Here is an 18,801-nt window from a genome sequence, read left to right as displayed (position 1 = left end):
GGATGTTGATCACACAGCCCATCGACACAGATTTCCTCCTTTCGGAGAAACACCATGAAAGACCTGCTCAACCTCTTCAACCAGCAGCGCCAGACGCTGGACTTCGACGCGATCAAGATCGCGCTGGCCTCGCCGGACCTGATCCGTTCGTGGTCCTTCGGCGAAGTGAAGAAGCCGGAAACCATCAACTACCGTACCTTCAAGCCGGAGCGTGACGGCCTGTTCTGTGCCGCCATCTTCGGACCGGTCAAGGACTACGAGTGCCTGTGCGGCAAGTACAAGCGCATGAAGCACCGCGGCGTGGTCTGCGAGAAGTGCGGCACCGAAGTGACCCTGGCCAAGGTACGCCGTGAGCGTATGGGCCACATCGACCTGGCGTCGCCGGTCGCGCACATCTGGTTCCTCAAGTCGCTGCCGTCGCGCATCGGCCTGATGCTGGACATGACCCTGCGTGACATCGAGCGCGTGCTGTACTTCGAAGCCTACGTGGTGACCGAGCCGGGCCTGACCGCCCTGGAGCGCCGCCAGCTGCTGACCGAAGAACAGTACCTGCAGGCACGCCAGGAGCACGGCGACGACTTCGACGCCGCCATGGGCGCTGAAGCCGTGTACGAACTGCTGCGCACCATCGACCTGCAGTCGGAAATGACCCGCCTGCGCGAAGAAATCGCCAGCACCGGTTCGGAAACCAAGCTCAAGCGCCTCACCAAGCGCATCAAGCTGGTCGAAGCCTTCCTGGAATCGGGCAACCGTCCGGAATGGATGGTCATGACCGTGCTGCCGGTGCTGCCGCCGGACCTGCGTCCGCTGGTCCCGCTGGACGGCGGCCGCTTCGCGACCTCCGACCTGAACGACCTGTACCGCCGCGTCATCAACCGTAACAACCGCCTGCGCCGCCTGCTCGAGCTGAACGCGCCGGACATCATCGTGCGCAATGAAAAGCGCATGCTGCAGGAATCGGTCGATGCGCTGCTGGACAACGGCCGTCGCGGCCGTGCCATCACCGGCACCAACAAGCGCCCGCTGAAGTCGCTGGCCGACATGATCAAGGGCAAGCAGGGTCGCTTCCGTCAGAACCTGCTGGGCAAGCGCGTCGACTACTCGGGCCGTTCGGTCATCGTGGTCGGTCCGTACCTGCGCCTGCACCAGTGCGGCCTGCCGAAGAAGATGGCGCTGGAGCTGTTCAAGCCGTTCGTGTTCGCCAAGCTGCAGCGTCGTGGCCTGGCCACCACCATCAAGGCCGCCAAGAAGCTGGTCGAGCGCGAAGAAGCGGAAGTCTGGGACATCCTGGAAGAAGTCATCCGCGAACACCCGGTGATGCTGAACCGTGCGCCGACCCTGCACCGTCTGGGTATCCAGGCGTTCGAGCCGGTGCTGATCGAAGGCAAGGCCATCCAGCTGCACCCGCTGGTGTGTACCGCCTTCAACGCCGACTTCGACGGTGACCAGATGGCCGTCCACGTGCCGCTCTCGCTGGAAGCCCAGCTGGAAGCGCGTGCGCTGATGATGTCGACCAACAACATCCTGTCGCCGGCCAACGGCGAGCCGATCATCGTGCCGTCGCAGGACGTGGTGCTGGGTCTGTACTACATGACCCGCGCCCTGGAAAACAAGAAGGGCGAGGGCATGGCCTTCGCCAACATCGCCGAAGTCAAGCGCGCCTATGACAACCGCGTCGTGGAACTGCACGCCAAGGTCAAGGTCCGCATCACCGAAGTGGTGACCGACGAGGAAGGCAACAAGCAGAACAAGACCTCGATCGTGGACACCACGATCGGTCGCGCCCTGCTGGCTGAAATCCTGCCGGAAGGCCTGCCGTTCGCGCTGGCCAACGTCGAGCTGACCAAGAAGAACATCTCGCGCCTGATCAACTCCAGCTACCGTCAGCTGGGGTTGAAGGACACGGTCGTGTTCGCCGACAAGCTGATGTACACCGGCTTCGCCTATGCAACCCGTGCCGGCGTGTCGATCGGTATCGACGACATGCTGATCCCGGACGAGAAGCGCGGCATCCTCACCGAGGCCGAAGCCGAAGTGCTGGAAATCCAGGAGCAGTACCAGTCGGGTCTGGTCACCGCCGGCGAGCGCTACAACAAGGTGGTCGACATCTGGTCGCGCACCAACGAGCGCATCGCCAAGGCGATGATGGACACCATCGGTACCGAGAAGGTCGTCAATGCCAAGGGCGAGACCATCGACCAGAAGTCGATGAACTCGCTGTACATCATGGCCGATTCCGGTGCGCGTGGTTCGCAGGCACAGATCCGTCAGCTGGCCGGCATGCGTGGCCTGATGGCCCGTCCGGACGGCTCGATCATCGAAACGCCGATCAAGGCGAACTTCCGTGAAGGCCTGAACGTGCAGGAGTACTTCAACTCCACCCACGGTGCCCGTAAGGGTCTGGCCGATACCGCGCTGAAGACCGCGAACTCGGGTTACCTGACCCGTCGTCTGGTCGACGTGGCGCAGGACGTGGTCATCACCGAAGTGGACTGCGGTACCACCGAAGGCCTGACCATGACCCCGATCGTGGAAGGCGGCGACGTCGTCGAGCCGTTGAAGGACCGCGTGCTGGGTCGTGTCGTGGCCGAGGACGTGTTCCTGCCGGGCAACGACGAAGATCCGATCGTGACGCGCAACACCCTGCTGGACGAACAGTGGGTGGCCAAGCTGGAAGATGCCGGCGTGCAGTCGGTCAAGGTCCGCTCGACCATCAGCTGCGAATCCGCGTTCGGCGTGTGCTCCAACTGCTACGGCCGCGACCTGGCCCGTGGTCACCTGGTCAACATCGGTGAAGCGGTCGGCGTCATCGCCGCGCAGTCGATCGGTGAGCCGGGTACCCAGCTGACCATGCGTACCTTCCACATCGGTGGTGCTGCATCGCGAGCTGCCGCCGTGGACAACATCACGGTCAAGACCACCGGTTCGGTGAAGTTCAACAACCTGAAGTCGGTCGAGCACGCCAACGGTTCGCTGGTGGCGGTCTCGCGTTCGGGTGAAATCTCGGTGCTCGACGCCCACGGCCGTGAGCGTGAGCGTTACAAGCTGCCCTACGGTGCCACCATCACCTCCAAGGACGCCGAGGCGGTCAAGGCTGGCCAGACCGTGGCCAACTGGGATCCGCATAACCACCCGATCGTGTCCGAAGTGGCCGGTTTCATCCGCTTCATCGACTTCATCGACGGCGTCACCGTCATCGAGAAGACCGACGAACTGACCGGCCTGGCTTCGCGCGAAATCACCGACCCGAAGCGTCGTGGCTCGCAGGCCAAGGATCTGCGTCCGATCGTGCGCATCGTCGATGCCAAGGGCAACGACCTGAGCATTCCGGGCACCGACCTGCCGGCGCAGTACCTGCTGCCGCCGCGCTCGATCGTCAACCTGCAGGACGGTGCCCCCGTCGGCGTGGGTGACGTGGTGGCCAAGATCCCGCAGGAAGCGTCCAAGACCCGTGACATCACCGGTGGTCTGCCGCGCGTGGCCGACCTGTTCGAAGCGCGCAAGCCGAAGGATCCGGCGATCCTGGCCGAGCGTTCGGGCATCATCAGCTTCGGCAAGGACACCAAGGGCAAGCAGCGCCTGATCATCAAGGACACCGATGGTTCCGAGCACGAAGAGCTGATTCCGAAGTACCGTCAGGTCATCGTGTTCGAAGGTGAGCACGTGACCAAGGGCGAAACCATCGTGGACGGCGAACCGAGCCCGCAGGACATCCTGCGTCTGCTGGGCGTCGAGCCGCTGGCCGCCTACCTGGTCAAGGAAATCCAGGACGTGTACCGCCTGCAGGGCGTGAAGATCAACGACAAGCACATCGAGGTGATCACCCGCCAGATGCTGCGCAAGGTCGAGATCACCGACCAGGGCAGCAGCAAGTTCCTGAATGGCGAGCAGGCCGAGCGCCAGCGCGTCATCGAGGAAAATGCCCGTCTGTCGGCGCGCAACGAGCTGATCGCCCGTTTCGACCCGGTCCTGCTGGGCATCACCAAGGCGTCGCTGGCCACCGAGTCGTTCATCTCGGCGGCGTCGTTCCAGGAAACCACCCGCGTGCTGACCGAAGCCGCCGTTCGCGGCACTTCGGACAACCTGCGCGGTCTGAAGGAAAACGTCATCGTCGGCCGTCTGATTCCGGCCGGTACCGGCCTTGCGTACCACGCCCAGCGTCGTCGCAATGCCTCGGGCCTGACCGAATCGGAGCTGCAGACCCTGGCCGGTTCGCCGGTCGTGGCCGAAGCCCCGGTCGTGGAAGCCCCGGCCGCCGACGTCGAGTCCTCCGAAGACTGATGTAGAGCCGGGCTCTGCCCGGCTGCTTTTCGCGATGCCCCGCCCGGCTGAACAGGGCAGGGCACCGCACCCGGCGGCAGCCGCTGGATTAACTGCCGTCGATGCTGTAGGATGCCCGCCGGTCCTCGAAAGGGGGCTGGTAGACAACCTGAACGGGGGACAAGGAAGCTAGGTGCCCCAGTAACGGCCCAGGATCAGGGCTGGCCTTCCGTGCGCGCGGTTGACCGTGTTTTCGGGGGGTTGCTACAATCGTCTGTCTCGGCAGGCCCGTTTTCTGGGCCTGCTTGCACATTTCCGCATTCATGGCCGTTTTTTCCCTCGGCCTCTCTCAGAAGAACATACTGATGGCGACGATCAATCAGCTTGTCCGCAAGCCGCGGCAGGCAGCCACTTACAAGAGTGCCTCGCCGGCACTTGATAAGTGCCCGCAGCGCCGTGGCGTCTGCACCCGCGTGTACACCACCACCCCGAAGAAGCCGAACTCGGCCCTCCGCAAGGTTGCGAAGGTCCGCCTGACCAACCAGGAAGAGGTCATCAGCTACATCGGTGGCGAAGGCCACAACCTGCAGGAGCACTCCGTGGTCCTGATCCGCGGCGGTCGCGTCAAGGACCTGCCGGGTGTGCGTTACCACACCGTTCGTGGTTCGCTCGATGCCTCGGGCGTCGCCAAGCGCCGCCAGGCCCGTTCCAAGTACGGCGCCAAGCGTCCGAAGAGCTAAGGGAAAGTACACATGTCTCGTAAAGGTAATACGCCGCAGCGTTCGGTCCTGCCCGATCCCAAGCACGGGAGCGAAACCATTGCCCGCTTCATCAACATGGTGATGCTGAGCGGCAAGAAGTCCGTCGCTGAAAAGATCGTCTATGGCGCAATGGACGTCATCGCCGAAAAGAACCCGAACTCCATCGAGCTGGTGCAGAAGGCTCTGGACAACGTGGCTCCGTCGGTCGAGGTGAAGTCCCGCCGCGTTGGTGGTGCGACCTACCAGGTGCCGGTTGAAGTCCGTTCGTCGCGCAAGATGGCCCTGGCCATGCGCTGGCTGATCGACTCGGCCCGCAAGCGTGGTGAAAACACCATGCCGAAGAAGCTGGCCGCTGAACTGCTGGATGCCTCGGAAAACCGTGGCGGTGCCATCAAGAAGCGCGAAGAAACCCACCGCATGGCCGAAGCCAACAAGGCCTTCGCCCACTACCGCTGGTGAGTTTGACGGCCTTGTAAAACAGGCATGGCAGTACCACTTTGGTACTGCCTTGCGACACCTGGGGTGTCGCGCCAATCCGAAGGCCGCCGCAAGGCGGCGTTCGGCCATCCGAAATCCACGAAATTTGAGAGGCTCCCGTGGCCCGCACTACTCCCATCGAGCGTTACCGCAACTTCGGCATCATGGCTCACATCGATGCCGGCAAGACCACCACGTCCGAGCGCATCCTGTTCTACACCGGCAAGAGCCACAAGATCGGTGAAGTGCACGACGGCGCCGCCACCATGGACTGGATGGAGCAGGAGCAGGAGCGTGGCATCACGATCCAGTCCGCTGCCACCACCGCCTTCTGGCGCGGCATGGACAAGTCCCTGCCGGAACACCGCTTCAACATCATCGACACCCCTGGGCACGTTGACTTCACCATCGAAGTCGAGCGCTCGCTGCGCGTGCTCGACGGTGCCGTGTTCGTGCTGTGCGCCGTCGGTGGCGTGCAGCCGCAGTCGGAAACCGTGTGGCGCCAGGCCAACCGTTACAAGGTGCCGCGCATCGCTTTCGTCAACAAGATGGACCGTACCGGTGCCAACTTCCAGAAGGTCGCCGCACAGCTGCGCGCCAAGCTGGGTGCCACCGCCGTTCCGATGCAGCTGCCGATCGGTGCCGAAGACAACTTCAAGGGCGTGATCGACCTGGTCAAGATGAAGGCCATCCATTGGGATGAAGCCAGCCAGGGCATGAAGTTCGAATACCTGGACATCCCGGCAGACCTGCAGGCCGAGGCTGAAGAAGCCCGCACCTACATGATCGAAGCCGCGGCTGAAGCCAGCGAAGACCTGATGGAAAAGTACCTGGGCGGCGAAGAGCTGGCCGAGTCCGAAATCATCAACGCGCTGCGTACCCGCACCCTGGCCACCGAAATCGTGCCGATGTACTGCGGTTCGGCGTTCAAGAACAAGGGCGTGCAGGCCATGCTGGACGGCGTGGTGCAGCTGCTGCCGTCGCCGATCGACGTGCCGGACGTGACCGGTACCGACGTCGATGACGAAACCAAGGAAATGAGCCGCAAGTCCGACGACAAGGCTCCGTTCTCGTCGCTGGCCTTCAAGATCATCACTGACCCGTTCGTGGGCGCGCTGACCTTCTTCCGCGTGTACTCGGGCACCCTGAATGCTGGCGACCAGGTGATGAACTCGGTCAAGGGCAAGAAGGAGCGCATCGGCCGCATCCTGCAGATGCACTCCAACGATCGTGAAGAAATCAAGGAAGTGCTGGCCGGTGACATCGCCGCTGCCGTGGGCCTGAAGGACACCACCACCGGCGACACCCTGTGCTCGCTGGATCACCCGATCATCCTGGAACGCATGGTGTTCCCGGAGCCGGTGATCTCGATGGCGGTTGAGCCGAAGACCAAGTCGGACCAGGAAAAGATGGGCCTCGCCCTCGGCCGTCTGGCCCAGGAAGATCCGTCGTTCCGCGTCAAGACCGACGAAGAATCCGGCCAGACCATCATCTCGGGCATGGGCGAGCTGCACCTGGACATCATCGTTGACCGCATGAAGCGCGAGTTCAACGTGGAGGCCAACGTCGGCAAGCCGCAGGTGGCTTACCGCGAAACCATCCAGATGTCGGACGTGAAGTCGGACTACAAGCACGCCAAGCAGTCCGGTGGTAAGGGTCAGTACGGTCACGTCGTGATCGAACTGTCGCCGATCACCGCTGAAGATCGTGCTGATCCGAAGATCGCCGCGAACATCAAGGACGACTTCCTGTTCATCAACGACATCACCGGTGGCGTGATTCCGAAGGAATTCATCCCGTCCGTTGAAAAGGGTCTGCGCGAAACCATCACCAGCGGTCCGCTGGCTGGCTTCCCGGTGGTGGACGTCAAGGTCAAGCTGGTGTTCGGCTCGTACCACGACGTTGACTCGTCGGAAATGGCGTTCAAGCTGGCTTCGTCGATGGCCTTCAAGCAGGGCTTCGCCAAGGCCAAGCCGGTGCTGCTGGAGCCGATCATGAAGGTCGAAATCGTGACCCCGGAAGACTACCAGGGTGACGTGATGGGCGACGTCAGCCGCCGTCGTGGCGTGCTGCAGGGTTCGAGCACCACCGGTGACGGTTCGGCCAGCATCATCAACGCGATGATCCCGCTGGGTGAAATGTTCGGTTACGCCACCTCGCTGCGTTCGCAGACCCAGGGTCGTGCCACCTTCACCATGGAATTCGACCACTACGAGCCGGCTCCGCAGAACATCGCCGACACCGTGATCAAGAAGGCCTGAGCGTAAGCTCGGGTCTTCCCTCCCTTCTTTTTTCTGATATTCAAGGTATACAACAATGGCAAAGGGTAAGTTCGAACGCACCAAGCCGCACGTCAACGTCGGCACCATCGGTCACGTCGACCACGGCAAGACCACGCTGACCGCCGCACTGACCAAGATCGGTGCCGAGCGCTTCGGTGGCGAGTTCAAGGATTACTCCGCGATCGACGCCGCGCCGGAAGAAAAGGCACGTGGCATCACGATCTCGACCGCGCACGTCGAATACGAATCCCCGACCCGTCACTACGCCCACGTTGACTGCCCGGGCCACGCTGACTACGTCAAGAACATGATCACCGGTGCCGCCCAGATGGACGGCGCGATCCTGGTGTGCTCGGCCGCTGACGGCCCGATGCCGCAGACCCGCGAGCACATCCTGCTGTCGCGTCAGGTCGGCGTGCCGTACATCGTGGTCTTCCTGAACAAGGCTGACATGGTCGACGACGCTGAGTTGCTCGAGCTGGTCGAAATGGAAGTGCGTGAACTGCTGAGCAAGTACGACTTCCCGGGCGACGACACCCCGATCATCTCCGGTTCGGCCCGTCTGGCGCTGGAAGGCGACCAGAGCGACATCGGCGTGCCGGCCGTGATCAAGCTGGTTGAAGCGCTGGATTCCTGGATTCCGGAACCGGAACGCGACATCGACAAGCCGTTCCTGATGCCGGTGGAAGACGTGTTCTCGATCTCGGGCCGCGGCACCGTGGTGACCGGTCGTATCGAGCGCGGCATCATCAAGGTCGGCGACGAAATCGAAATCGTCGGTATCCGTCCGGTCCAGAAGACCACCGTCACCGGCGTGGAAATGTTCCGCAAGCTGCTGGACCAGGGTCAGGCAGGTGACAACGCCGGTCTGCTGCTGCGCGGCACCAAGCGTGACGACGTCGAGCGTGGCCAGGTGCTGTCCAAGCCGGGTTCGATCAAGCCGCACACCAAGTTCGACGCCGAAGTGTACGTGCTGTCGAAGGACGAAGGCGGCCGTCACACCCCGTTCTTCAAGGGCTACCGCCCGCAGTTCTACTTCCGTACCACCGACATCACCGGTGCGGTTGAACTGCCGGAAGGCGTGGAAATGGTCATGCCGGGCGACAACATCAAGATGGTCGTCACCCTGATCAACCCGGTCGCCATGGACGAAGGTCTGCGCTTCGCAATCCGCGAAGGTGGCCGTACCGTCGGTGCCGGCGTGGTCTCCAAGATCATCGAGTAATCTGCTAGAATCTGCGCCCCGATGTTGCCTGGGTAGGGCATCGGGGCGTACTAAAATGGGAAAAGAGGCGCAGGACGCTCCTCGTGTTCCCCGGACCAGGAAGGGTCGTGCCATTCAGGCAGTGTCAACAGGCGACTGTTGACCGCCGCCTTGCATGCGCGCTATACTTTTTCGTCTGGGCAGATCGAGCAATCGGTCTGCCTCGGCTTTTGAGGTCTACGGAAAGATCTTGGCGTCGCACGGGACTGTGCGACGTTCGCATTCAGGATATTCATGGGACAAGGCAACCCAGAGGCCTTGTCTGTCGCTCTTTTAACGAAGGAACCACCGTCATGGCGGACCAAAAGATCCGTATCCGGCTGAAGGCATTCGATCATCGTCTGATCGACCGCTCGGCCAGCGAGATCGTTGAAACGGCCAAGCGGACCGGCGCGCAAGTGCGTGGCCCGATCCCGCTGCCGACCAAGATCGAGCGTTACACCATTCTCGTTTCGCCGCACGTCGACAAGGACGCGCGTGACCAGTACGAGACCCGCACGCACAAGCGCGTGCTCGACATCGTCGACCCCAACGACAAGACCGTGGACGCGCTGATGAAGCTCGAACTGGCTGCCGGCGTCGACGTTCAGATCAAGCTGACCTGAGGACTACGACCATGACGAAGAAGTATTCGTTGGGCTTCGTGGGCCGCAAGGCTGGCATGAGCCGCGTTTTCACTGACGATGGCCGCGCCATCCCGGTGACCCTGATTGAAGCCACCCCGAACCGCATCGCGCAGATCAAGACCGTCGAAGCTGACGGCTACAGCGCCGTGCAGGTGACCGTCGGCGCGCGTCGCGCTGCCCTGGTCAACAAGCCGGAAGCCGGCCACTTCGCCAAGGCGAAGGTGGAAGCGGGTCGTGGCCTGTGGGAATTCCGCGTTGAAGACGCGCAGCTCGGCGATTTCGCCGTTGGCGGCGAAGTCAAGGCGGACATCTTCGAAGTTGGCCAGAAGGTCGACGTCCAGGGTGTCACCAAGGGTAAGGGTTTCCAGGGCACCATCAAGCGCCACAACTTCCGTATGGGCGATGCAACCCACGGTAACTCGCTGTCGCATCGCGCGCCGGGTTCGCTGGGTCAGCGCCAGACCCCGGGTCGCGTTTTCCCGGGCAAGAAGATGTCGGGCCATATGGGTGCCGTGCAGCAGAGCACGCAGAACCTGGAAGTGGTCAAGGTCGACGTCGAGCGCGGTCTGATCGCGATTCGTGGTGCCGTTCCGGGCGCTGCGGGTGGTGACGTGATCGTCCGTCCGGCGAGCAAGGCATAAGGAGAGATGACGATGGAACTCGTTATCACGGGTAGCAACAACAAGGTCTCGGTCTCCGAAGCCGTGTTCGGTCGCGATTTCAGCGAAGATCTGGTTCACCAGGTCGTCGTTGCTTACCGCAACGCCGGTCGCGCCGGTACCAAGGCACAGAAGACTCGCTCCGAAGTGGCTGGCACCACCAAGAAGTCGAAGAAGCAGAAGGGCGGCGGTGCGCGTCATGGCGCGCTGACGGCTCCGATCTTCGTCGGCGGTGGCGTCACCTTCGCGGCCAAGCCGCGCAGCTTCGAGCAGAAGGTCAACCGCAAGCAGTACCGTGCCGCCATGTGCGCGATCCTGTCCGAGCTGAACCGTCAGGGCCGTCTGACCATCGTGGAGTCCTTCGACGTCGAAGCGACCAGCACGAAGGGTCTGATCGCCAAGCTGGCCGGCCTGGAAGTGGGCAAGCGCCCGCTGATCGTCACCGAGGACGCTTCCGAGCACCTGTACCTGTCGGCGCGCAACGTTCCCTACGTGGAAGTGCGTGACGTGCAGGGTCTGGATCCGGTGTCCCTGGTCGGTGCCGACACGGTCGTCATCACCGCTGACGCGGTCAAGAAGGTCGAGGAGTGGCTGGCATGAACAGCAACGAAAAAATCTTCAGCGTGCTGCGTGCCCCGCGTGTCTCCGAAAAGACCGCGCGTCTGCAGGAAGTCTCCAACCAGTATGTCTTTGAAGTGTCGAACGAAGCGACCAAGGCCGATGTGAAGGCCGCGGTGGAGCAGCTGTTCGCAGTCAAGGTCGAGTCGGTCAACGTGCTGAACGTGAAGGGCAAGAACAAGTCCTTCCGTAACCGCAACGGCCGTCGCGGCGATTGGCGCAAGGCATACGTGCGTCTCGCCGATGGCCAGTCCATCGATGTAACGGCCAAGGCCTGAGGTACATCCCATGCCATTGATGAAATTCAAGCCCACCTCCGCAGGCCGTCGTTCGGCCGTGCGCGTGGTCACGCCCGATCTGCACAAGGGCGCACCGCACGCAGCGTTGCTGGAGCCGCAGAGCAAGTCCGGTGGTCGTAACCACCACGGCCGCATCACCACCCGTCACGTGGGCGGTGGCCACAAGCAGCACTACCGTGTCATCGACTTCAAGCGCAACAAGGAAGGCATTCCGGCGCGCGTGGAACGCATCGAATACGATCCGAACCGCACCGCCCACATCGCCCTGCTGTGCTACGTCGACGGCGAGCGTCGCTACATCATCGCACCGAAGGGCCTGAAGGCCGGTGACCAGGTGATCGCAGGTTCGGACGCGCCGATCAAGACCGGCAATACCCTGCCGCTGCGCAACATCCCGGTCGGTACCACTGTCCACGGCATCGAACTGAAGCCGGGCAAGGGTGCCCAGATCGCCCGTGCCGCCGGCGCTGCCGTGCAGCTCGTCGCTCGTGAAGGCATCTACGCCACCCTGCGCCTGCGCTCGGGTGAAATGCGCAAGGTGCCGGTCGAGTGCCGCGCCACCATCGGCGAAGTCGGCAACGACGAGCACAACCTGGAAAAGCTGGGCAAGGCTGGCGCCAAGCGCTGGCGCGGTGTTCGCCCGACCGTTCGTGGTGCTGCCATGAACCCGGTTGACCACCCGCACGGTGGTGGTGAGGCGAAGGCCGGCCAGGGTAACCCGCATCCGGTCACCCCGTGGGGTGTCCCGACCAAGGGTTACAAGACGCGCAAGAACAAGCGCACCCAGCAGTTCATCGTCCGCGATCGTAGGGGCTAATCGACCATGGCACGTTCACTCAAGAAAGGCCCGTTCGTCGATCACCACCTCGTCAAGAAGGTGGAGGCCGCTGCGGGTAGCAAGAAGCCGATCAAGACCTGGTCGCGTCGTTCGATGATCCTGCCGGAAATGGTAGGCATCACCATCGCCGTTCATAACGGCAAGGCCCACGTTCCGGTGCTCGTCAACGAGAACATGGTCGGTCACAAGCTCGGCGAATTTGCCATCACCCGGACCTTCAAGGGTCATGGTGCTGACAAGAAGTCGGGCAAGTAAGGAGAGATGACAATGGAAGCGAAAGCAATCCTGCGCACTGCGCGCATCTCCCCGCAGAAGGCTCGTCTGGTCGCTGACCAGGTGCGCGGTCTGCCGGCCGAGCGTGCGGTCAACCTGCTGAAGTTCTCGGACAAGAAGGCTGCCCACCTGATCAAGAAGGTGGTGGAGTCGGCTATTGCCAATGCCGAGAACAACCAGGGCGCCGACGTCGACGAGCTGAAGGTTCAGACCATCATGGTTGATGAAGGTCCGACCCTGAAGCGTTTCATGGCGCGGGCGAAAGGCCGCGGTACCCGCATCCTCAAGCGCACCAGCCACATCACTGTGGTTGTGGGCGCCGGCAAGTAAGCGGAAAGGAAAAAACCATGGGTCATAAAGTTCATCCGATTGGTATCCGCCTCGGCATTTCCAAGGACTGGAACTCCAAGTGGTACGCCAACAAGGCCGAGTTTGCCGGTTACCTGGCAGCCGACCTGAAGGTGCGGGACATGCTGCGCAAGAAGCTCGCGCAGGCCGGCATCAGCAAGATCCTGATCGAGCGTCCGGCAAAGACCGCTCGCGTGACGATCCACACCGCCCGTCCGGGCGTGGTGATCGGCAAGCGCGGTGAGGACATCGAGAAGCTGCGCAAGGAAGTGAGCGAGATGATGGGCGTTCCGGCGCACATCAACGTCACCGAAGTGCGCAAGCCCGAGCTGGACGCGCAGCTGGTTGCCGAGTCGATCGCGCAGCAGCTGGAGCGTCGCATCATGTTCCGCCGTGCAATGAAGCGCTCGGTCGGCAACGCGATGCGCCTGGGTGCCCTGGGCATCAAGGTCAACGTCGGTGGCCGTCTGAATGGCGCAGAAATCGCCCGTTCGGAGTGGTACCGCGAAGGCCGCGTGCCGCTGCACACGCTGCGTGCCGACATCGACTATGGCTTCGCTGAAGCCAAGACGACCTACGGCATCATCGGCATCAAGGTCTGGATCTACAAGGGCGAGGTCTTTGATTTCTCCCAGGTTGGCCAGGAAAAGCAGGACGACACCCCGTCGCGCAACGATCGTAGCGATCGCGGCGACCGCGGTGACCGTCAGCGCCCGGCTCGTGAAGCGAGGTAACGGCAATGTTGCAACCCAAGCGAACCAAATACCGCAAGGTACACAAGGGCCGTAACGACGGCCTGAGCTGGAGCGCCAACGCTGTCAGCTTCGGCGAATACGGCCTCAAGGCAACCGCCCACGGTCAGCTGACCGCGCGTCAGATCGAAGCGGCCCGCCGCTCGATCAGCCGCTACGTCAAGCGCGGTGGCAAGATGTGGATCCGTGTGTTCCCGGACAAGCCGATCACCAAGAAGCCCATCGAAGTCCGAATGGGTTCTGGTAAGGGCAACGTGGAATACTGGGTAGCCCAGATCCAGCCCGGCCGCATGATCTATGAAATTGAAGGCGTTGGCGAAGACGTGGCACGTGAGGCGTTCCGCCTGGCTGCCGCCAAGCTTTCCGTGACCACTACTTTCGTGACCCGGACGGTGCGCTGATGGACATCAAACAACTTCGCGAAAAGTCGGCTGACGAACTGAACGCCCACCTGACCGATCTGCGTAAGGAGCAGTTCTCGCTCCGCATGCAGCAGGTCACCGGGCAGCTGCCGAAGACTCACGAAACCCGCCGGGTCCGCCGCGAGATCGCTCGCGTCAAGACCCTGCTCGGCAGCAAGAAGTAAGGACGGCCGCTATGAGCGATAACAACGACAAGAAGACGCTGCGCACGGTCGAAGGCCGTGTCGTCAGCAACAAGATGGACAAGACGGTCACCGTGTTGGTGGAGCGCCAGGTCAAGCACGCCCTGTACGGCAAGTACATCAAGCGCTCGACCAAGCTTCACGCTCACGATGCCGACAACGCCTGCAATGAAGGCGACGTCGTGCGCGTGACCGAGATTGCTCCGATGTCCAAGACCAAGAACTGGCGCGTGGTGGAAGTCATCACGCGTGCGGCTCAATAAGGAGATCTGAATCATGATCCAGATGCAGAGCTACCTTGACGTCGCGGACAACTCCGGTGCCAAGGAACTGATGTGCATCAAGGTGCTGGGTGGTTCCAAGCGCCGTTACGCGCACATCGGTGACATCATCAAGGTCACCGTGAAGGATGCGATCCCGCGCGGCAAGGTCAAGAAGGGTGAAGTGTATGACGCCGTCGTGGTGCGTACCCGCAAGGGTGTGCGTCGCGCCGATGGCTCGCTGATCCGTTTCGACGGCAACGCCGCGGTCCTGCTCAACAACAAGCAAGAGCCGATCGGCACCCGCATCTTCGGGCCGGTGACCCGTGAACTTCGTTCCGAGAAGTTCATGAAGATCGTCTCGCTCGCTCCCGAAGTGCTGTGAGCGACAGGAGATAATCATGGCTAACCGTATCAAGAAGGGCGACCAGGTCGTCGTCAACACCGGCAAGGACAAGGGCAAGCAGGGCGAAGTCGTCCGCGTCGACGGCGATCGTGTGATCGTCGCCAACGTGAACATCGTCAAGCGCCACACCAAGCCGAACCCGCAGGCAGGCGTTGCCGGCGGCGTGGTCGAGCGTGAAGCTTCGATCCATATCTCCAACGTGAATGTGCTGAACCCGGCTTCGGGCAAGGGCGAACGCGTTGGCTTCAAGGTGCTGGAGGATGGACGCAAACTGCGTGTGTTCCGCTCCAGCGGTGAGGCGCTCGACGCCTGAGGAATGTGAAGATGACTTCCCGTCTCGAAAAGTTCTACAAGGACGAAGTGGTGCCGGCGCTGATGAAGCAGTTCGGCTACACCAATCCGATGCAGGTCCCCAAGCTGGTCAAGGTCACCCTGAACATGGGTGTCGGCGAAGCGGCGACCAACAAGAAGATCCTGGAAAATGCCGTTGCTGACATGTCCAAGATCTCCGGCCAGAAGCCGGTCGTGACCAAGTCCCGTATTTCGGTGGCTTCGTTCAAGATCCGTGATGGCTGGCCGATTGGCTGCAAGACCACGCTGCGTCGTGCCAAGATGTATGAGTTCCTGGACCGCCTGATCAACATCTCGCTGCCGCGCGTGCGCGACTTCCGTGGTGTTTCCGGTCGTTCATTCGACGGTCGCGGCAACTTCAACATGGGTGTGAAGGAGCAGATCATCTTCCCGGAAATCGACTTCGACGCCGTCGACGCGATCCGCGGCATGGATATCGCCATCACCACCACCGCCAAGACCGACGCGGAAGCGAAGGCGCTGCTCGCAGCGTTCAAGTTCCCGTTCCGTAACTGATACGTCGAGGATATCGAAATGGCTAAGACCTCCATGGTCAACCGCGATCTGAAGCGTGCCAAGCTCGCTGCCAAGTACGCCGGCAAGCGCGAAGAGCTGAAGAAGATCATCTCCAGCACGACCGCTTCGTACGACGAAAAGGCAGAAGCCGTGATCAAGTTGCAGAAGCTGCCGCGCGATTCGTCGCCGAGCCGCCACCGCAACCGTTGCGAGCTGTCGGGCCGTCCGCGTGGCGTGTACAGCAAGTTCGGCCTGGGCCGTAACAAGCTGCGCGAAGCCACCATGCGTGGCGACGTGCCGGGCCTGCGCAAGGCCAGCTGGTAACAGGGGAGCAATCCCTGGACAGGAGATGAATCCATTCAGGTTCATTTCCTCCCGAAAGGGCCCGACGCAAGTCGGGCTCTTTTTGTCGTATACTCCCGCTTCTGTCCCGTCCATCGGGGCAGGGCGTGTGTGAAGGGGCCTGGCCCATCCCAGGACTACAAGCAAGATTTTCGCGAAAGCGGATATCGGTGCACTCAAAGGGTTTGACTAATGAGCATGACTGATCCCATCGCCGACCTGCTGGTACGCATCAAGAATGCGGCCGCGGTTGGCAAGCAGACGGTGAAGGCACCGTCCTCCAAGATCAAGGTTGCAATCGCAGAAGTGCTGAAGGCCGAGGGCTACATCACCGACCTGCGCGTGACCAAGACCGAAAACAACAAGGCCGAACTCGAAATCGTCCTGAAGTATTTCGAAGGCAAGCCGGTCATCGCGACCCTGAAGCGCTTCTCGCGTTCGGGCCTGCGCCAGTACCGCGGCAAGGCTGAACTGCCGAAGGTCCTGAACGGCCTGGGTATTGCCATCATTTCCACCTCCAAGGGCATCATGACTGATGCGCAGGCGCGCCAGCTGGGCGTCGGCGGCGAAGTCCTGTGCTTCGTGGCCTAAGGCGAGAAGGAGTCCACTATGTCCCGCGTAGCCAAGAAGCCGGTCAACCTGCCCAAGGGCGTTGAACTGAACATCCAGCCGGAATCCGTCAGCGTGAAGGGTCCGAAGGGCACCCTGTCGCTGCCGAAGGTCGCCGGCGTTGAAATCACCGTTGCAGACGGCGTTGCCACCCTGGCCGCGAACGATGCAAGCCTGGTCGCACTGACCGGCACCGTGCGCGCCATCCTGGCCAACATGGTCAAGGGCGTGAGCGAAGGTTTCGAGCGCAAGCTTGAACTGGTCGGCGTGGGTTACCGCGCTGCCATGCAGGGCAAGGACCTGAACCTGTCGCTCGGTTTCTCGCACCCGGTCGTGTTCGTCGCACCGGAAGGCATCACCATCACCACCCCGACCCAGACCGAAATCGTGGTCCAGGGCGCTGACAAGCAGCAGGTCGGTGAAGTCGCTGCCAAGATCCGTGGCTACCGTCCGCCGGAGCCCTACAAGGGCAAGGGTGTGAAGTACGCCGGCGAAGTCATCATTCGTAAGGAAGCCAAGAAGGCGTAAGGCATTTCCCGCCAGCCCTTCAGCTTTCAAGGACCAAGATCATGAACAAGAACATCGCTCGTCTGCGTCGCGCCAAGTCGACCCGTGCACACATCCGCGAACTGGGCGTGCCGCGTCTGTCGGTGCTGCGCACCGGTCAGCACCTGTACGCACAGGTCTTCACCGCCGACGGCTCCAAGGTGCTGGCTGCGGCCAACACCACCCAGGCCGACGTCAAGGAAGGCCTGAAGAACGGCAAGAACAGCGACGCCGCCGCCAAGGTGGGCAAGCTGGTTGCCGAGCGCGCCAAGGCCGCGGGCATCGAGAAGGTCGCTTTCGACCGTTCGGGCTACCGCTACCACGGCCGCATCAAGGCACTGGCCGACGCAGCCCGCGAAGGCGGCCTGCAGTTCTAAGGGACAAGGGAGCGGGGCCTGGCCCCGCTTCCGCCTGCCTGCCGGCACGGGCTGTGCCGGGCGACGTCCTTCTTCTGCAGGGGCGTTCGATCCACCGCTTCAACTCACAGCTATAAGCGGCCCTGAGCCGTACATACCCATCAATCAAGGAATCAACATGGCAGAAGAACGTCAGCAGCGGGGTCGCGATCGCGACCGTAACCGCGAAGAGAAAGTCGATGACGGCATGATCGAAAAGCTGGTCGCGGTCAACCGCGTCAGCAAGACCGTCAAGGGTGGCCGTCAGTTCACCTTCACCGCCCTGACCGTGGTCGGCGACGGCGAAGGCAAGGTCGGTTTTGGTTATGGCAAGGCCCGCGAAGTGCCGGTCGCCATCCAGAAGTCGATGGAGCAGGCTCGCAAGAACCTGGCCACCGTCGATCTGAACAACGGTACCCTGTGGCACCCGGTCAAGGCCGGCCACGGCGCAGCCCGTGTGTTCATGATGCCGGCTTCGGAAGGTACCGGTGTGATCGCCGGCGGTGCCATGCGCGCCGTGCTGGAAGCCGTTGGCGTGAAGAACGTGCTGGCCAAGGCCGTCGGTTCGCGTAACCCGATCAACCTGGTTCGCGCCACGCTGAAGGGTCTGACCGACATGCAGTCGCCGGCCCGCATCGCGGCCAAGCGCGGCAAGAAGGTGGAGGAACTCAACCATGGCTGATGCGTCCAACAAGACCGTGAAGGTCCGTCTGGTAGGTGGCCTGCGCGGCACCCAGTCCAAGCACCGCCTGTCGGTGCGCGCCCTGGGCCTGAACAAGCTGAACGACGTGCGTGAGCTGAAAGACAGCCCGCAGGTTCGTGGTCTGATCAACAAGGTCCAGTACCTCGTCAAGGTTGAGGAATAATCCAATGACCATGCGTCTCAATGATCTGAGCCCGGCACCGGGCGCCCGCACCGAGCGCACCCGCGTCGGTCGCGGTATCGGTTCGGGCCTGGGCAAGACTGCCGGCCGCGGCCACAAGGGTTCGTTCGCCCGTAAGGGTGGCGGCAAGATCAAGGCTGGCTTCGAAGGCGGCCAGACCCCCATGCAGCGTCGTCTGCCGAAGATCGGCTTCCGTTCGCCGATCGCCAAGGACACCGCTGAAGTGCTGCTGTATCAGCTGGATCGTCTGGAAGCCGGTGAGATCGACTTCGCCGCGCTGCGCGCCGCCAAGCTGGTGCCGAGCACCGCCAAGAAGGCCAAGATCGTCGTCAAGGGCGAAGTGACCAAGGCGTTCACCCTGAAGGGTGTTGCTGCAACGGCCGGTGCCAAGGCCGCGATCGAAGCTGCCGGCGGCAGCGTACAGGAGTAAG

The 18,801-nt window shown here is 62.3% G+C and carries 26 protein-coding genes; all 26 read left to right on the top strand.

Annotation, left to right across the window (positions count from 1 at the left end; translation table 11 throughout):
* Positions 1-54: 54 nt before the first annotated feature.
* On the top strand, positions 55-4,281 hold the full coding sequence (gene rpoC, locus EGJ34_RS02165; RefSeq protein WP_125358605.1) for a DNA-directed RNA polymerase subunit beta': 4,227 nt from the start codon (positions 55-57) through the stop codon (positions 4,279-4,281).
* 344 nt (positions 4,282-4,625) lie between these two features.
* Positions 4,626-5,000, top strand: a complete 375-nt coding sequence (gene rpsL / locus EGJ34_RS02160; RefSeq protein ID WP_125358602.1) for a 30S ribosomal protein S12 — start codon at positions 4,626-4,628, stop codon at positions 4,998-5,000.
* A 12-nt stretch (positions 5,001-5,012) separates the two neighbouring features.
* On the top strand, positions 5,013-5,480 hold the full coding sequence (gene rpsG, locus EGJ34_RS02155; protein ID WP_125358599.1) for a 30S ribosomal protein S7: 468 nt from the start codon (positions 5,013-5,015) through the stop codon (positions 5,478-5,480).
* 137 nt (positions 5,481-5,617) lie between these two features.
* The gene (gene fusA, locus EGJ34_RS02150) at positions 5,618-7,759 is read left to right on the top strand and encodes an elongation factor G (protein ID WP_125358596.1); all 2,142 of its coding nucleotides are present in this window, start codon (positions 5,618-5,620) and stop codon (positions 7,757-7,759) included.
* Positions 7,760-7,814: 55 nt separating this feature from the next.
* Positions 7,815-9,005, top strand: coding sequence for an elongation factor Tu (gene tuf / locus EGJ34_RS02145; protein ID WP_125358594.1), 1,191 nt, complete (start codon positions 7,815-7,817; stop codon positions 9,003-9,005).
* 332 nt (positions 9,006-9,337) lie between these two features.
* Positions 9,338-9,649 (top strand): 30S ribosomal protein S10, encoded by a 312-nt coding sequence (gene rpsJ / locus EGJ34_RS02140; RefSeq protein ID WP_010341589.1) that lies wholly within the window; start codon positions 9,338-9,340, stop codon positions 9,647-9,649.
* 11 nt (positions 9,650-9,660) lie between these two features.
* Positions 9,661-10,311 carry a 50S ribosomal protein L3 gene (gene rplC / locus EGJ34_RS02135; RefSeq protein ID WP_125358591.1) on the top strand — a complete coding sequence of 217 codons (651 nt, stop codon included), beginning with the start codon at positions 9,661-9,663 and terminating at the stop codon, positions 10,309-10,311.
* Between the two features lie 12 nt (positions 10,312-10,323).
* A complete protein-coding gene (rplD, locus tag EGJ34_RS02130; RefSeq protein WP_125358588.1) occupies positions 10,324-10,929 on the top strand; it encodes a 50S ribosomal protein L4 in 606 nt (201 codons plus the stop codon).
* Complete coding sequence (gene rplW, locus EGJ34_RS02125; RefSeq protein ID WP_125358585.1) at positions 10,926-11,225, top strand: 50S ribosomal protein L23; 300 nt, start codon at positions 10,926-10,928, stop codon at positions 11,223-11,225. The genes rplD and rplW overlap by 4 nt, the downstream gene beginning before the upstream one ends.
* A gap of 10 nt (positions 11,226-11,235) precedes the next feature.
* On the top strand, positions 11,236-12,063 hold the full coding sequence (gene rplB, locus EGJ34_RS02120) for a 50S ribosomal protein L2 (RefSeq protein ID WP_125358583.1): 828 nt from the start codon (positions 11,236-11,238) through the stop codon (positions 12,061-12,063).
* 6 nt (positions 12,064-12,069) lie between these two features.
* Positions 12,070-12,339, top strand: coding sequence for a 30S ribosomal protein S19 (gene rpsS, locus EGJ34_RS02115; protein WP_125358580.1), 270 nt, complete (start codon positions 12,070-12,072; stop codon positions 12,337-12,339).
* A 12-nt stretch (positions 12,340-12,351) separates the two neighbouring features.
* Positions 12,352-12,687, top strand: coding sequence for a 50S ribosomal protein L22 (rplV, locus tag EGJ34_RS02110; protein ID WP_080375339.1), 336 nt, complete (start codon positions 12,352-12,354; stop codon positions 12,685-12,687).
* Positions 12,688-12,704: 17 nt separating this feature from the next.
* Positions 12,705-13,439 (top strand): 30S ribosomal protein S3, encoded by a 735-nt coding sequence (gene rpsC, locus EGJ34_RS02105; protein WP_125358577.1) that lies wholly within the window; start codon positions 12,705-12,707, stop codon positions 13,437-13,439.
* 5 nt (positions 13,440-13,444) lie between these two features.
* Positions 13,445-13,858, top strand: coding sequence for a 50S ribosomal protein L16 (rplP, locus tag EGJ34_RS02100; protein ID WP_125358574.1), 414 nt, complete (start codon positions 13,445-13,447; stop codon positions 13,856-13,858).
* Positions 13,858-14,043 carry a 50S ribosomal protein L29 gene (gene rpmC / locus EGJ34_RS02095; protein WP_125358571.1) on the top strand — a complete coding sequence of 62 codons (186 nt, stop codon included), beginning with the start codon at positions 13,858-13,860 and terminating at the stop codon, positions 14,041-14,043. Before rplP ends, rpmC begins: the two co-directional genes overlap by 1 nt.
* Positions 14,044-14,054: 11 nt before the next feature.
* The gene (rpsQ, locus tag EGJ34_RS02090; RefSeq protein WP_125358569.1) at positions 14,055-14,324 is read left to right on the top strand and encodes a 30S ribosomal protein S17; all 270 of its coding nucleotides are present in this window, start codon (positions 14,055-14,057) and stop codon (positions 14,322-14,324) included.
* 13 nt (positions 14,325-14,337) lie between these two features.
* Positions 14,338-14,706 carry a 50S ribosomal protein L14 gene (gene rplN / locus EGJ34_RS02085; protein ID WP_125358566.1) on the top strand — a complete coding sequence of 123 codons (369 nt, stop codon included), beginning with the start codon at positions 14,338-14,340 and terminating at the stop codon, positions 14,704-14,706.
* 16 nt (positions 14,707-14,722) lie between these two features.
* Entirely contained in the window at positions 14,723-15,040 is a 318-nt protein-coding gene (gene rplX, locus EGJ34_RS02080; protein ID WP_017355416.1) for a 50S ribosomal protein L24, read from the top strand.
* A gap of 11 nt (positions 15,041-15,051) precedes the next feature.
* Positions 15,052-15,594: a 50S ribosomal protein L5 gene (gene rplE, locus EGJ34_RS02075; protein WP_125358563.1), complete on the top strand. Its 543-nt coding sequence runs from the start codon at positions 15,052-15,054 to the stop codon at positions 15,592-15,594.
* 18 nt (positions 15,595-15,612) lie between these two features.
* Positions 15,613-15,918 carry a 30S ribosomal protein S14 gene (gene rpsN / locus EGJ34_RS02070; protein ID WP_125358560.1) on the top strand — a complete coding sequence of 102 codons (306 nt, stop codon included), beginning with the start codon at positions 15,613-15,615 and terminating at the stop codon, positions 15,916-15,918.
* Between the two features lie 210 nt (positions 15,919-16,128).
* Positions 16,129-16,527, top strand: a complete 399-nt coding sequence (rpsH, locus tag EGJ34_RS02065) for a 30S ribosomal protein S8 (protein WP_125358557.1) — start codon at positions 16,129-16,131, stop codon at positions 16,525-16,527.
* An 18-nt stretch (positions 16,528-16,545) separates the two neighbouring features.
* Complete coding sequence (gene rplF / locus EGJ34_RS02060; protein WP_125358554.1) at positions 16,546-17,073, top strand: 50S ribosomal protein L6; 528 nt, start codon at positions 16,546-16,548, stop codon at positions 17,071-17,073.
* Between the two features lie 41 nt (positions 17,074-17,114).
* Positions 17,115-17,468 (top strand): 50S ribosomal protein L18, encoded by a 354-nt coding sequence (rplR, locus tag EGJ34_RS02055; protein ID WP_017355421.1) that lies wholly within the window; start codon positions 17,115-17,117, stop codon positions 17,466-17,468.
* A gap of 157 nt (positions 17,469-17,625) precedes the next feature.
* The gene (gene rpsE, locus EGJ34_RS02050; RefSeq protein WP_125358551.1) at positions 17,626-18,168 is read left to right on the top strand and encodes a 30S ribosomal protein S5; all 543 of its coding nucleotides are present in this window, start codon (positions 17,626-17,628) and stop codon (positions 18,166-18,168) included.
* Positions 18,161-18,352, top strand: coding sequence for a 50S ribosomal protein L30 (gene rpmD / locus EGJ34_RS02045; RefSeq protein WP_125358548.1), 192 nt, complete (start codon positions 18,161-18,163; stop codon positions 18,350-18,352). The genes rpsE and rpmD overlap by 8 nt, the downstream gene beginning before the upstream one ends.
* A gap of 4 nt (positions 18,353-18,356) precedes the next feature.
* Positions 18,357-18,800: a 50S ribosomal protein L15 gene (gene rplO / locus EGJ34_RS02040; protein ID WP_125358545.1), complete on the top strand. Its 444-nt coding sequence runs from the start codon at positions 18,357-18,359 to the stop codon at positions 18,798-18,800.
* Position 18,801 lies beyond the last annotated feature (1 nt).

It is taken from the genome of Stenotrophomonas sp. 278, from assembly GCF_003935715.1.
In the GTDB taxonomy this organism is placed as follows: Bacteria; Pseudomonadota; Gammaproteobacteria; order Xanthomonadales; family Xanthomonadaceae; genus Stenotrophomonas; species Stenotrophomonas maltophilia_AH.
The sequence above is the reverse complement of the archived record's forward strand: the minus strand, read 5'-3'. Positions and strand labels throughout refer to the sequence as shown.